This is a genomic window from Nostoc sp. NMS4 (genome assembly GCF_017115095.1).
Classification (GTDB): Bacteria; Cyanobacteriota; Cyanobacteriia; order Cyanobacteriales; family Nostocaceae; genus Nostoc.
Window position 1 is genome coordinate 17969 of sequence record NZ_JABXKI010000218.1, and the last position, 11682, is coordinate 29650.

Annotated in this window: 14 protein-coding genes; 7 read left to right on the forward strand and 7 right to left on the reverse strand. The window is 41.6% G+C overall.

The annotated features are described in order from the left end of the window. Positions 1–22 precede the first annotated feature (22 nt). On the forward strand, positions 23–976 hold the full coding sequence (locus HWQ37_RS18760) for an asparaginase (RefSeq protein WP_292749563.1): 954 nt from the start codon (positions 23–25) through the stop codon (positions 974–976). A gap of 470 nt (positions 977–1446) precedes the next feature. Here HWQ37_RS18760 and HWQ37_RS18765 read toward each other — a convergent pair whose 3' ends face one another. Then, a complete protein-coding gene (locus HWQ37_RS18765) occupies positions 1447–1761 on the reverse strand; it encodes a HigA family addiction module antitoxin (protein WP_292749565.1) in 315 nt (104 codons plus the stop codon). 13 nt (positions 1762–1774) lie between these two features. Then, positions 1775–2068: a type II toxin-antitoxin system RelE/ParE family toxin gene (locus HWQ37_RS18770; RefSeq protein WP_292749567.1), complete on the reverse strand. Its 294-nt coding sequence runs from the start codon at positions 2066–2068 to the stop codon at positions 1775–1777. Positions 2069–2460: 392 nt separating this feature from the next. Between HWQ37_RS18770 and HWQ37_RS18775 the strand changes: the two genes are divergently transcribed. Then, entirely contained in the window at positions 2461–3918 is a 1458-nt protein-coding gene (locus HWQ37_RS18775; RefSeq protein ID WP_292749569.1) for a YcjF family protein, read from the forward strand. Positions 3919–4209: 291 nt separating this feature from the next. Here the strand turns inward: HWQ37_RS18775 and HWQ37_RS18780 are convergent, their stop codons facing one another. Next, positions 4210–5259, reverse strand: a complete 1050-nt coding sequence (locus HWQ37_RS18780; protein WP_292749571.1) for a sugar transferase — start codon at positions 5257–5259, stop codon at positions 4210–4212. 198 nt (positions 5260–5457) lie between these two features. Between HWQ37_RS18780 and HWQ37_RS18785 the strand changes: the two genes are divergently transcribed. Then, a complete protein-coding gene (locus tag HWQ37_RS18785; RefSeq protein ID WP_292749573.1) occupies positions 5458–6255 on the forward strand; it encodes a 7-carboxy-7-deazaguanine synthase QueE in 798 nt (265 codons plus the stop codon). A 110-nt stretch (positions 6256–6365) separates the two neighbouring features. Here HWQ37_RS18785 and HWQ37_RS18790 read toward each other — a convergent pair whose 3' ends face one another. The 3 genes from HWQ37_RS18790 to HWQ37_RS18800 all read right to left on the reverse strand — a co-directional run bounded on the left by HWQ37_RS18790 (position 6366) and on the right by HWQ37_RS18800 (position 8520). Beyond that, a complete protein-coding gene (locus HWQ37_RS18790) occupies positions 6366–7010 on the reverse strand; it encodes a DUF3318 domain-containing protein (RefSeq protein ID WP_292749575.1) in 645 nt (214 codons plus the stop codon). Positions 7011–7087: 77 nt separating this feature from the next. Then, complete coding sequence (locus HWQ37_RS18795; protein WP_292749577.1) at positions 7088–7645, reverse strand: hypothetical protein; 558 nt, start codon at positions 7643–7645, stop codon at positions 7088–7090. A 596-nt stretch (positions 7646–8241) separates the two neighbouring features. Next, positions 8242–8520, reverse strand: coding sequence for a methyltransferase domain-containing protein (locus HWQ37_RS18800; protein ID WP_292749579.1), 279 nt, complete (start codon positions 8518–8520; stop codon positions 8242–8244). Between the two features lie 105 nt (positions 8521–8625). Here HWQ37_RS18800 and HWQ37_RS18805 point away from each other — a divergent pair, with 105 nt between their 5' ends. The 4 genes from HWQ37_RS18805 (at position 8626) to HWQ37_RS18820 (ending at position 10759) form a co-directional block, all read left to right on the forward strand. Further along, a complete protein-coding gene (locus HWQ37_RS18805; protein ID WP_292749581.1) occupies positions 8626–9507 on the forward strand; it encodes a LysR family transcriptional regulator in 882 nt (293 codons plus the stop codon). 207 nt (positions 9508–9714) lie between these two features. Next, on the forward strand, positions 9715–9999 hold the full coding sequence (locus tag HWQ37_RS18810) for a type II toxin-antitoxin system TacA family antitoxin (protein WP_292749583.1): 285 nt from the start codon (positions 9715–9717) through the stop codon (positions 9997–9999). Next, positions 9989–10510 (forward strand): GNAT family protein, encoded by a 522-nt coding sequence (locus HWQ37_RS18815; RefSeq protein ID WP_292749585.1) that lies wholly within the window; start codon positions 9989–9991, stop codon positions 10508–10510. Before HWQ37_RS18810 ends, HWQ37_RS18815 begins: the two co-directional genes overlap by 11 nt. Before the next feature lie 18 nt (positions 10511–10528). Continuing rightward, positions 10529–10759, forward strand: a complete 231-nt coding sequence (locus HWQ37_RS18820; RefSeq protein WP_292749587.1) for a type II toxin-antitoxin system HicB family antitoxin — start codon at positions 10529–10531, stop codon at positions 10757–10759. Between the two features lie 28 nt (positions 10760–10787). Here the strand turns inward: HWQ37_RS18820 and HWQ37_RS18825 are convergent, their stop codons facing one another. Beyond that, positions 10788–11405, reverse strand: coding sequence for a Uma2 family endonuclease (locus tag HWQ37_RS18825; RefSeq protein ID WP_292749589.1), 618 nt, complete (start codon positions 11403–11405; stop codon positions 10788–10790). Between the last annotated feature and the right edge of the window lie 277 nt (positions 11406–11682).

Genomic DNA, 11682 nt, shown 5'->3' on the forward strand with positions numbered 1-11682 from the left:
AAAAGGTGATAAATATAAACCCATGACAATGGGAAAACGAACTCAAGCCGCAGCACTGGAAGTCCGGTTGCTGCGGGAAGGTATTATTGAATCCAGGCATATAGTCCAAGCTGTTGTCTGCGACGAGCGAGGACGGGTTCTAACCGTTGCCGGAAATTCTGAAACTGCTGCATTTATCCGTTCAGCCCTCAAACCATTTCAGGCACTCGCAGTAACTACCACAGGTACACTAGAACGCTATCAACTCAGCGATCGCGACTTAGCAATTATCACAAGTTCCCATAAAGGAAGAGTAGATCAAGTCCGACAGGTATTTAACATCCTTTGGCGGGCTGATCTCGATCCGACTATACTCCAGTGTCCAATTCCTGAAGGCAAACGGAGTCCTCTGGAATACAATTGCTCTGGAAAACATGCGGGAATGTTAGCCGTTTGTCAGCAACGCCATTGGCCTTTGAATAACTACTTGGATCGCAAGCACCCAATACAGCAATTGATTTTGGGCAAAGTAGCAGAGTTGCTGCGAATGCCAGCAGCAGAATTTATCAGCGCTCATGACGACTGTGGCGCACCAACTTATCTGATGCAACTCGGTCACATGGCATCTTTATATGCACTGTTAGCCTCTAGTACCAACTTGGATATGGAGCGCATTGTCCGTGCTATGACTCATCACCCCGCAATGGTAGCAGGAGATGGAGAATTTGATACGGAACTGATGCGTTTAACTCCAGGAGAACTAGTCAGCAAAACCGGTGCAGAAGGAGTGCAGTGCATTGGTAGACTCGGTGAAGGCTTGGGATTGGCAATCAAAGTTATGGATGGGGCAAAACGGGCAAAATATGCCGTTGCTATTCACTTACTCCAGCAAATGGGGTGGATTAGTCCCAGCGCCGCCGAAAGCCTCTCAGAAAAGTTTGTCACCTTGGGAAAATACAAGCGTTTAGAAGTAATTGGAGAATTATCATTTTTGTAGTTGCCAAACTCTTGACTATAGGTTATGCTATAAAAGTCAAGAGCGACGCGGGATAGAGCAGCCTGGTAGCTCGTCGGGCTCAACGGGCAAAGTTAACTAGACGCTTATTAGTTAATCTTGCTATGGGCGGTACATAAAGAAACTTATGTGCGTTTATCTGTCAAACTCGGGGAAGCCAATAGCGCGGTAATCCCGAACCAAGCTCCAGAAATGGAGAAGGTGTAGAGACTGGAAGGCAGACACCCTAACGATAATGACGAGGGTGAAGGGACAGTCCAGACCACAAACCAGTAAATCTGGGCAACGAAAGTTGTAGTTGGTAAGCATAACCCGAAGGTCAGTGGTTCAAATCCACTTCCCGCCACCAAATGAAAGATAAAGCAAAACCCTGTTTTCCTAAAAGATTACAGGGTTTTGCTTTATGCTGATTGATTGTCAGCTCCTTGATCGAATCCTGACACTACCCTACCTCAAACTTTTGCTTCAGAACTTTTAAATTGTGCAATAGTTTTTAATTCCGATTCTTCTTCCTTTAGAACATGGTAGAGTTCCCAGTTCTGTTGGAGGTTTAACCAAAACTCTGAACTATTCCCAAAAAATTTTGCTAACCGTACTGCTGTACTAGGCGTGATACCCCGCTTTTGATTTACAATCTCATTAATTCGCTGATAAGGAACGTAAATTGCATCTGCAAGTTCTCGTTGTGATATTCCCATTGACTCTAAAAAATCTTTGAGTAATATTTCGCCGGGATGTGAGGGGGGTCTATGCTTTGGAACTATCATCTCTTACTAAATCCTAATGGTAGTCTACTATTTCAACTTCTGATGCTCCTTCGGGTGTCCATGTAAAGCAAATCCGGTATTGATCATTAATCCGAATGCTATGCTGACCCTTGCGTTCGCCTTTTAAAGCTTCTAACCTATTACCTGGAGGAACTTTCATATCATCCAAAGAGAACGCTGCATTGAGTTGATCTAATTTTCTCTGTGCAACTTCCCAACAATTTATAGGACACTGTTTTCGGGCTTTCTTTGAGTCATTACCATCAAAAATGTCTTCAGTTGCTTTGTCCTTAAACGATACTATCATAACTAGCACGATGACACGGTTATCATGCTATCAGAAAATAGACTGCGCTATACATTCAACCAGTTTTGTATTCATATTTATTTCTCCTGTAAATCTTAGACTAGCTTCAAAATAGAGAGTGGGGAGTAGGGAAAAGAAATTTTTATTGATCCTTGTAGCGCATCTGATGGAGTCTCTTGGGATAAGTCTAATGTTAGCTTAGTAAAGATTTGCGTAGAGTTGTAGCATTTTATATTGAATTAGCTTGATCTACTTATTATGGTGATGGTTGAGAGTTAATTTTACAGGCATCTGTAGGTAAAGAAAGTTGTGTTCGATCGCCTGTTAAATTCCCAGAAGCAGGATTTTAATCTATTCTGGAAGAAATAGCCATCTAAAAGGCGCGGAGAATCATGGTTGTGAAGTTGCAGCGACCAATTTTAGTGGGAGGATTGGGACTTTCCTTTTCTCTATGGATGTTGGACAGTTGGCACGATTCTATAGTGCAGGTGGGTGAGTTTGGTTTGTTGAGTGCCTTAGCTGTAGGCGGTGGTTTGTGGTTATTCCAGCAAAAGCGCCCCAAAGACAGTTTAAAGCAGCTAGATGGTATGGTGGTGGATCAGGCGACTGTGGAAAGTGCGATCGCTAAAACTGAAACTGTAATTAACCAACTGGCACAAGAATCAGAAAACCATCCGGCGTTACAAACACTGCGAGAACAAGTTAACCAACTATTGTGGGAATTAGACAGACAAGAAATTAAAGTGGCTGTGACTGGCGGTAAATCCGTGGGTAAAAGCACTTTAATTCAAGTGCTAAAGCAAAATGTCGAGACACAAAATTTTGTGTCTTTAGAAGAGACAGCACCTTTATTTAGAGAAGTGGGTGAAAATTCAGATGCGGCTATTTTGGCAGAAGTAGCAAAATCTGATTTTGTTCTGTTCCTGACAAACGGAGATTTGACAGACTCAGAATTTCAAACCTTACAGCAGCTAAAGGCAGCAAATCAGCCGAATATGCTGGTTTTCAACAAAAAAGACCAGTATTTAACTGATGAAAGCGCCAGTATCTTGCTGTCACTAAAACAGCGAATCCAGGGAAATGTAGTTGCAACCTCCGCCTCTCCCATTGCCATCAAAGTCCGAAAGCATGAGGCTGATGGTTCTCTGCAAGAGTGGATGGAGCAACCAGCAGCAGATATCCAGCAGTTAACTCAGCAGTTGGGTGAAGTTTTGGCACAGCAAAGACAACGGCTAGTTTGGGTAACAACCATGAGGAAAGCCGGGTTGTTGAAAGCTGAGGCGAAAAACTGGTTGAATGGAACTAGACGCGATCGCGCCACGCCAATTATTGAACAATATCAATGGATAGCTGCTGCTGCTGCCTTTGCTAACCCAGTCCCAGCCCTTGATATTTTGGCAACTGCGGCAATTAATGCTCAAATGGTAATGGATTTGGGTAATATCTATCAGCAAAAATTTTCCCTAGAACAGGCACAAACCGTAGCTGGAACAATGGGAAGTTTAATGCTGAAATTGGGTTTAGTTGAACTTTCGACAAAGGCGATTAGTACTGTTCTGAAAAGTAATGCCATTACCTTTGTTGCTGGTGGCGTAGTGCAGGGAGTAAGTGCAGCTTATCTGACTAGAGTCGCAGGGTTAAGTCTAGTTGAGTATTTCCAACAGCAGGAAATAGCGATAGATTCTGGGACTGGTTTGAATTTGGAGAATTTGCGGCAAACCTTACAAAAGGTATTTCAGCAAAATCAGCAGATTGGTTTTTTGCAGGGATTTGTTAAGCAAGGCGTGAAGCGTTTGTTGCCAGAGGTGCAGCAGGTTGAAATAGTTAGTGTTCAGAAGGTAATGGGATAATCTCATACACAGGATCGCTGAATTTTGGATTTTGGATTGAACAATTCAAAATCCAAAATTGCTTTTAAACCCTGATTTTAATAGTGGATAAAAAATACATAAACATCTTTGTTTTAATAAAGAGGCTTGATCCGTGGAATCAGTTTAAAATCTCAAATCCAAAATTGGCTGACACTTGCGTGCTACTGTAAGTAAACCTAAAATTTACCCAAGCCTAAAATAGACTTGGGTGTATTTAAGAATATCGTGAGAATTGCGAGTTCTCAAAAAATTGTGAATAAGGATAATTAGCTAAACAGCACCACTGTTTCTATTAAATAGAATAGCTATAGTTTTGAAAATTAGCTTTAAATCGTACACCAAACTCCAATTTTTTTGATACTGCAAATCCAGACGAATTACATCTTCAAAACTACGGACTGTAGAACGTCCATTTACTTGCCATTCGCCAGTCATACCAGGTTTTACATCCAAACGTTGCCACTCTGGTACTTCATAGCGTTCCACTTCATCGGGTGTAGGTGGTCGAGTGCCTACCAAACTCATTTCTCCTTTGAGGACGTTCCAAAATTGGGGTAATTCATCAAGACTAGTTCGCCTTAAAAAGCGCCCTACCTTAGTAATTCTGGGATCATTCTCATTCTTGAAAAAAGCACCTTGCACTTGGTTTTTGACTTGGGATTTCCTCGCTTCCGCATCCACACACATAGAGCGGAATTTCCAAATCTTAAACTGTTTCCCCATCCAACCACAACGAATTTGACTAAAGAAAATGGGACCGGGATCGTTAATTTGAATAGCGATCGCAATCGGAATAAACAAAACTCCTGTAATTAATAAACCAATCACTGACCCGACAATATCTAAGAACCGTTTCATCCAAGATGCCACAGAAGGGTGAGTAGTGGGTAATTGCTCTACTTTACGGGAAGTAGTCTTCCGATTCTCTACTACATCATCTTGTTTTATTAACGACTCATCCCCCACAAGCTCTAAAGGAAAAACCTGATCTAACCCTGTGAGTTTTAGGACTGCCATAACTTGAGGTGTTACATTCCGCAGTGTTAATGTAATCCCCTTAGTTTGAGCGAATTTAAAATTACTTACCAGGGCACCTAAACCACTACTATCCATAAAAGTAGTTTGGTGAAAATCAATAATGATTTGCTTGGGATGTGAATTGGGCCCGATTAAGCCTTGGCAGGTTTGCTTAAAGCCTAAAGCCTCCAGCACGCTCAACCGCGTCGGCACCTGCACTATAGCCATGTCGTTTAGGGAATTAACTGGAAAATCGACTTCTGTCGGTTGGCTAGTCATGAAGCTCTGCACTTTCGTTGCCATGTATAATGTAATCTGCCAAACATTACTTTGTCCTACAAAATTACTTAACCTAATATCGGAATTAGTGGTAATTAGGACTAATTGCTATTTACCGGGGCTGAGATTGGAGATCGCTAGCGACGATTCACAATAGAACAAGAAGCCAAAAAACATCCTTGCTGTTGTGCCGACGCAGCGCGATCGCCTTTCTCTCATCTTATGATTGCTAAAAATACGGTTACACCTACCGCACGCCTGATTGAGGTCTTTTCTGCCATTCAAGGGGAAGGACTGAATGTAGGGACACGTCAGATATTTATTCGTTTTGCTTTGTGTGATTTGCGCTGTCACTTTTGTGATAGTGCCAACACTTGGAATGCACCTACAACTTGTCGGATAGAGCGATCGCCTGGATTGCGCGACTTTGAAATCCACTCTAACCCCGTTCCATTACCCATATTAATCCAATGGGTGGAACAGCAAAATCTACCTTGTCTACACGATAGCATTAGCTTAACTGGCGGCGAACCACTTCTTCATGCCTCATTTCTAACCCAGTTTCTACCACAAGTGCGAGCCGTAACTGGTCTACCTATATACTTAGAAACTGGCGGACATCGCCCAGAACAACTAGCAATGATTCTCCCCTACTTAGACTCTGTAGGTATGGATTTCAAATTGCCCAGTGTTAGCGGCGAAAGTCATTGGCAAGAACATAGTAAATTTCTCCAGTTATGTTATGACTCATATTTAAATGTTTTTGTCAAGATAATTGTGTCTCAAAACACAGATCCCGGCGAGTTGGAACGTTCAGCTTCGTTAGTGGCAGAGGTTAGTCCAGATATCCCAGTATTTTTACAACCTGTTACGCCTTTGGCAGTATCAGAACAATTTTCTCCAATACCTGTACTTGCGCCTTCGAGCGATCGCGTTTTGGCGTGGCAAGCTTTGATGAAGGGGTTTGTCAAGCACGTGCGCGTGATCCCCCAGACGCATAAAATGCTGAACCAGTTGTAAAATTTGAGTTTGATAAAGATGTAGTCAAGAAAAAAGTAAGATTTTATGAAATAGTAAATTTAGGTGTTTGGGGGGGTGAGCAAATACCCACCCAACCTAATTTATGATTTCTATAGTGCGCCCTCATCGGGAGTTTTGGATTTAGCTTTTGCCTTATTAGCACTGCGTTTGAGGGCAGAGAGTCTTGCTTCGTATCTCGACCGTTGGCGCTTACTAGGAGTATTATCAATCAGGGTTTTCAAGGCGCTACCGAGACTCTTGTAGGCATTGGGGAGGCTATAACCAAAACGAGTTGCTAAAGCGATCGCTTTCTCATCAGCATTGAGCAATTCTCTTAGTTGCTTTTCCCCATTATTTTTTTGGTACAGTCGCCAGCCTGACACACCACAAAGCGACAAAGCTAACACCAGCAGCAATCCATCTTGTACCCACAATTCCCCGACAGCACCACCTAAACCGATGGCTAGTGCCGCCATTTCCCAACCATCTTTAGGAATTGTGTCATTTTGAACGCGAGCAACCTCATGCCAGAACAGCAGATTACGCTGATCCATTGCGAGGGCATCCCATTTCACCAAATCAATTTGAATTTCTACCTGGTCTTTACCAATTTCTTCGCAGCGAACCAGGGGTGGATTGACCTCAGTTGTGCCTTCAACCGTGACCCAGCTTTGTAGTTCTGGTGGTAGTAAGGCTTTCAACCGCCGGAGTTCGCTCATTTCCGCTTTGGCAGAGGAGGTTGCATAGGATGTCATAATATCCAGCCCCAGAAAATTTCAGTATATAGTGAGGGTATCACTTTGGAGTATAGCGATTTAAGTGATGATCCGTCTCACTCACTAGGAAAACTTCCTCGTTTTTTTCGCGCTTCCATTGCTTTTTCTAGTAAATCTAACAATCCTGGGGCTTCTTCTTGGATACTGAGTAATAGTCTTTCCCCAAGTTCTATATTCCCCGGATCGAGACCTGTTGCCATCACTTCTGTCAGGCGAGGTATTGCTATGCCATCCACAATCTGAATTAATCCACTCAGACAACGGTGAAATTGTTTTTCTGTGAGAATTGAGTCTTCTAAAGGAAACTCGATAATCGCACGAATTTCACCATCGGATGGGTCATATTCCCATTGTAACATTTTGGTTTCCCAGGAAATGGCAAGCATTGTCTGGAGGATAGCTGCCTTGTGAGGATGGTCTTGGATTCCTCCCAGAACTTGAGGGGCAAATACCCGAAAAAATTTTCCTTCTTCATCCAGTTGGACAACTATTAGGAAATCTTCTACGTTATCAGCCTCCACACCTGTTATAATTTGGTCTTCTTCATCATCAAAACGGTAGTCCCAACCAAGGTTATCTAAATAGTTGGCAATCTGTTTGAGGTTAGCTCCCATAAAAGCCTCATAAGGAACGTGGAGCAGTTGTTACCAGACCTAGTTTAACCTGCTAGAGGTATTTGTTTGGGTTGGTGTGGATACTTCTAATCCCATAGAAGTGTGCAATTAGGGCATGGGGCATTGAAGATAAGAAAGATAAATAATAATTCGGCGCTATGAATAATATTTTTTGAAGGACTTTTGCTCATTCTTAAAGAAGCAATAATTACTGTTTTTCAAATCTTAGCCAGTTAATGATATAGTAGTAAATCGCTGAAATTTTAAGATTCTTTTCTAGGTTGAATGAACGTCTTGTTAGATCGAGTATGGTGGCATAATTTTCAATCAAACTTGAAAGTTAAAGCCAAGTTTAAATAATTTATACATAGCATTACGAACCGCAGAGGCGCAGAGAAGCCAGTGCGTTGGGCGGGTTCCCCGACTTGTTCGCGCAGCGTCTCCCCTTGGGAGAAGCAACTGGCGCGACGCAGAGAAAAGAAAGAGAAGGAAAAAATTGCTTAACTGAACTGTATTGCTCTAAGAGTTGCTATGCTGTTCGCGTTAGCGTCTCTAAAACCTTTGCGCTTCACTTTGCGCGCCTTTGCGTTTCACTCCTAACCCTTCCATCCCACAACTTCACACCAAGCAGCAGCAAAAAATCCATCTGGATGCTGACTCCATTCTCGCAAAGCATTACTCATTACTGTAAGCGTACCAGGGGCAATGCCTCTTGTTAAACCTAAAGCAATCGTCCCAGGACCGCAACCACAATCTAACAATTTCATCCCTGGACGTAAATAAGGCTTGAAAAACGCACCATGAGTATCTAAGCTGCGTTTTGCCATGAAATTCGTCGCATTACTTGAATAGCCTGGAGTATACTTTTCCTGCATAGCTCTGACTCCCTACAAAATATATGTATGAGTATCATAGGTAGGTAGTTTTCAGATGTCCAATATATATTTATAGAGAATTGAAACTTATAAAATATCAAAAAAATGGAATTGCGACACCTGCGCTATTTTATTGCTGTAGCTGAAGAACTGCACTTCAGTAGAGCCGCCGAGCGACTGCACATCGCTCAACCGCCCTTAAGCCAGCAAATTCAGCAATTAGAGGCGCAATTGGGGGTAGAACTGTTTCATCGCAAAACTAAGCGACAGGTGCAACTAACGGAAGCTGGACAAGTTTTTTTGCAAGAAGCTTATCAACTTTTAGCTCAACTCCAAAAAGCAATTGAGCTAACCCAAAAAACGGGAAGAGGTGAAAAGGGACTACTGCAAATTGGGTTTACTAGTTTAGCAACTTATGATTTGCTTCCTGTAATTTTGCGGCGATTTAGAGAACAGTTTCCAGAAGTAGAGTTGGTATTGCAAGAATTAACCACAACTCAGCAAGAGCAAGCGCTACAGGATCGTCGCATTCATGTAGGTTTTGCCCATCCACCTTTAGAAGACAATACACTCAATCAAGAATGCATTCAGCAAGAAGCTTTAATTGTGGCTATGTTAGAAACTCATCCCTTAGCTGAACAAGAAAAGATTTCAGTGCGATCGCTAGTAAATGAAAACTTTATCATGTTCCCTCGCCACTTGGGGCCTGGACTTTACGACCAAATCGTAAGTCTTTGTCAGCAAGGAGACTTCAGTCCAAAAGTGACTCAAGAAGCGATTCAGATGCAGACGATTATCGGATTGGTTTCAGCCGGAATGGGGATTGCGATCGCACCGTCTTCATTGCAAAATCTTCAGAGGACTGGTGTAGTTTATCGTACTCTAGAGGAGAAAACACCATTAGTAGAAACGGCCATAGTGTGGCGGGAAGAAGATATGACACCTGTAGTAAGAGAATTTCTACAAGTTGTCAGGAATATCTTGTAAGTGCGATCGCTTTTGATCAGATTTAGGGAGGATTAACTAGCACCATAGTGATTTTATCGAAATTGGTGGGGGATGGTGAGGCGATCGCTTTCTCCACACTAGTGTTTTAAATGAAAAAATGATCCTGTTTCCAAACATTGTGTGTACATTGTCCACTAATATTAGTTATGCTCTAAATAGAAACTCAGCGAAAGATGAGAATTAGCCATGTCAGAAACATCATCTGCAAAAGATTGCCGCATCGATTTACGAGTTACCCAAGAGCAAAAAGAACTATTAGAACGGGCTGCGAGTCTCAAAGGAATTTCTTTGAGTGCTTATACACTTTTTCATGTTTTGCCAGTCGCCAAGGAAGATATAGATGCGAATGAAAGGCTGGTGCTGTCTAATCTTGATAGAGATTTGTTTATGTCAGTAATGGAAAATCCGCCAGAACTGAAGGGAAAACTTAAATCTACTATTCACAAATATAGACAGAAGTATGACAAGTGATAGCTCGGCAAGATGGAGTTTTGTACCAATTGATAAAAAGCATCAAAGAGATTCTTTTGATTGTGGTTATGCAATTTTGAATAATTATCTTAAGAAATATGCACGACAAAATCATAATAAAGGAATTGCTAAAGCATTTGTAGCAATTCCGGCATCAGGAAGCTTGAAGATTGATGGCTATTATACTGTCAGTGCTAGCGTTATTGAGTATGAATCATTAGCAGAATCTTATCAGAGTGGAATGCCAACCTATCCGATTCCAGCAATGCTGATTGGGAAATTAGCTGTAAATAACTCGGTTAAAGGACAAGGTTTAGGAGGTGAATTGTTAGCTGATGCTCTCTATCGGGCTGTTCGTGTTTCTCAAGAAATTGGTATGTACGCCGTGAGAGTAGATGCTATTGATTTGCAAGCAAAGGAATTTTATCTCAAGTATGAGTTTATTCCTTTTCAAGACAATGAACTCTCACTATTTCTGCCAATAGCAACGATAGTTAGAGAGTTTGGTTAACTTAATAGAGGAAGAATAATGAGCGATCGCTATAGTATGGTAATTCAATGGTCAGATGAGGATAATTGCTACTTAGTACACTTACCCGAATTCCCTTGGCAGCAATTCCACACTCATGGTAAGAGTTATGAAGAAGCCGCTAAACATGGGCAAGAGGTAATTGAATCTCTGATTGAATGGTATGAAGAGCAAGGAAAACCTTTGCCATCGCCAATTACTTTTCCTCAAAAATCGTTAAAAGTGGCTTAAATATTTTTAAGATATAGGGCATCGCACCTTACCCCAATTCCTCAACATCAGCACTTTCCCCTTCCGACTCAACAGGCTCAAACTTAACTTTGTTGTATAAATCTTGTAGAGAAATCTCAAATGGTACGGTTACAAGTGCGATCGCTTCATCTTCTTCATCATATTCACGAAGCGTCCATTGCTTTTTCCCAGTTTTGGAAAATTGATCTACATGAATCCGAGTTTGGTCAATTAATAGGTATTCTTGGAAAGTGGAAATAGTTCGGTAAGCCTGAAATTTATCTTCGCGATCGTACCCTTTAGTAGATTTTGATAAAACCTCAACAATAACTTGGGGATTCAAAATTGTGTCTCTACGGTTGTTAAAATATTCTAGTTTACCCGCCACAATCATTACATCTGGATAAGTGTAGATTTTCTGATTGGCTATCCACAAGCGGACTTGAAAACTAAAAACTTCGTAATCTAGTTTTTTAAAAGCAAAATTTAACGCAGTTGCAATATTTCCAGCAGTTAAATTGTGATTAACAGACTCATGTGCCATAGGAATTATTTGCCCGTTAATGTATTCGCTTTTATACTCAGCAGCTTCTTCTAGCTCTAAATATTCCTCTGGGGTATAGTATCGCTGTTGCGTTATTTGCATAATTTTATCAGGTAACAATGTTTAACGATACGGAGGGTCTAGTGATCGATGTTTACTGAACAGTTTAACGTGGTTAGATAGAGGTGTTATGTGCTTTGTACAAAGTGAGGTAGGCGCAGCCCGCCGTAGGCATCGCTACTAAATTCACTAAGTAAAAAAATAAATTACAAAAAACTCTGCGTTACTCTGCGTTTCCTTTGCGTCCCTCTGCGTTTAAAAACATTTCCTATTGATAACCAGCCGCTTGTAAGAGAAACAATTTAGCATAACGTCCTCC

What these genes read in the sequence shown, in the direction of transcription:
- HWQ37_RS18795 (WP_292749577.1), bottom strand. Translation starts at nt 7,645, where the DNA reads ATGGGAGCTAACCTCAAACAGATTGCCAACTATTTAGATAACCTTGGT.
- HWQ37_RS18765 (WP_292749565.1), bottom strand. Translation starts at nt 1,761, where the DNA reads ATGATAGTTCCAAAGCATAGACCCCCCTCACATCCCGGCGAAATATTA.
- HWQ37_RS18770 (WP_292749567.1), bottom strand. Translation starts at nt 2,068, where the DNA reads ATGATAGTATCGTTTAAGGACAAAGCAACTGAAGACATTTTTGATGGT.
- HWQ37_RS18825 (WP_292749589.1), bottom strand. Translation starts at nt 11,405, where the DNA reads ATGCAAATAACGCAACAGCGATACTATACCCCAGAGGAATATTTAGAG.
- HWQ37_RS18780 (WP_292749571.1), bottom strand. Translation starts at nt 5,259, where the DNA reads ATGGCAACGAAAGTGCAGAGCTTCATGACTAGCCAACCGACAGAAGTC.
- HWQ37_RS18800 (WP_292749579.1), bottom strand. Translation starts at nt 8,520, where the DNA reads ATGCAGGAAAAGTATACTCCAGGCTATTCAAGTAATGCGACGAATTTC.
- HWQ37_RS18810 (WP_292749583.1), top strand. Translation starts at nt 9,715, where the DNA reads ATGTCAGAAACATCATCTGCAAAAGATTGCCGCATCGATTTACGAGTT.
- HWQ37_RS18790 (WP_292749575.1), bottom strand. Translation starts at nt 7,010, where the DNA reads ATGACATCCTATGCAACCTCCTCTGCCAAAGCGGAAATGAGCGAACTC.
- HWQ37_RS18815 (WP_292749585.1), top strand. Translation starts at nt 9,989, where the DNA reads ATGACAAGTGATAGCTCGGCAAGATGGAGTTTTGTACCAATTGATAAA.
- HWQ37_RS18785 (WP_292749573.1), top strand. Translation starts at nt 5,458, where the DNA reads ATGATTGCTAAAAATACGGTTACACCTACCGCACGCCTGATTGAGGTC.
- HWQ37_RS18805 (WP_292749581.1), top strand. Translation starts at nt 8,626, where the DNA reads ATGGAATTGCGACACCTGCGCTATTTTATTGCTGTAGCTGAAGAACTG.
- HWQ37_RS18775 (WP_292749569.1), top strand. Translation starts at nt 2,461, where the DNA reads ATGGTTGTGAAGTTGCAGCGACCAATTTTAGTGGGAGGATTGGGACTT.
- HWQ37_RS18820 (WP_292749587.1), top strand. Translation starts at nt 10,529, where the DNA reads ATGAGCGATCGCTATAGTATGGTAATTCAATGGTCAGATGAGGATAAT.
- HWQ37_RS18760 (WP_292749563.1), top strand. Translation starts at nt 23, where the DNA reads ATGACAATGGGAAAACGAACTCAAGCCGCAGCACTGGAAGTCCGGTTG.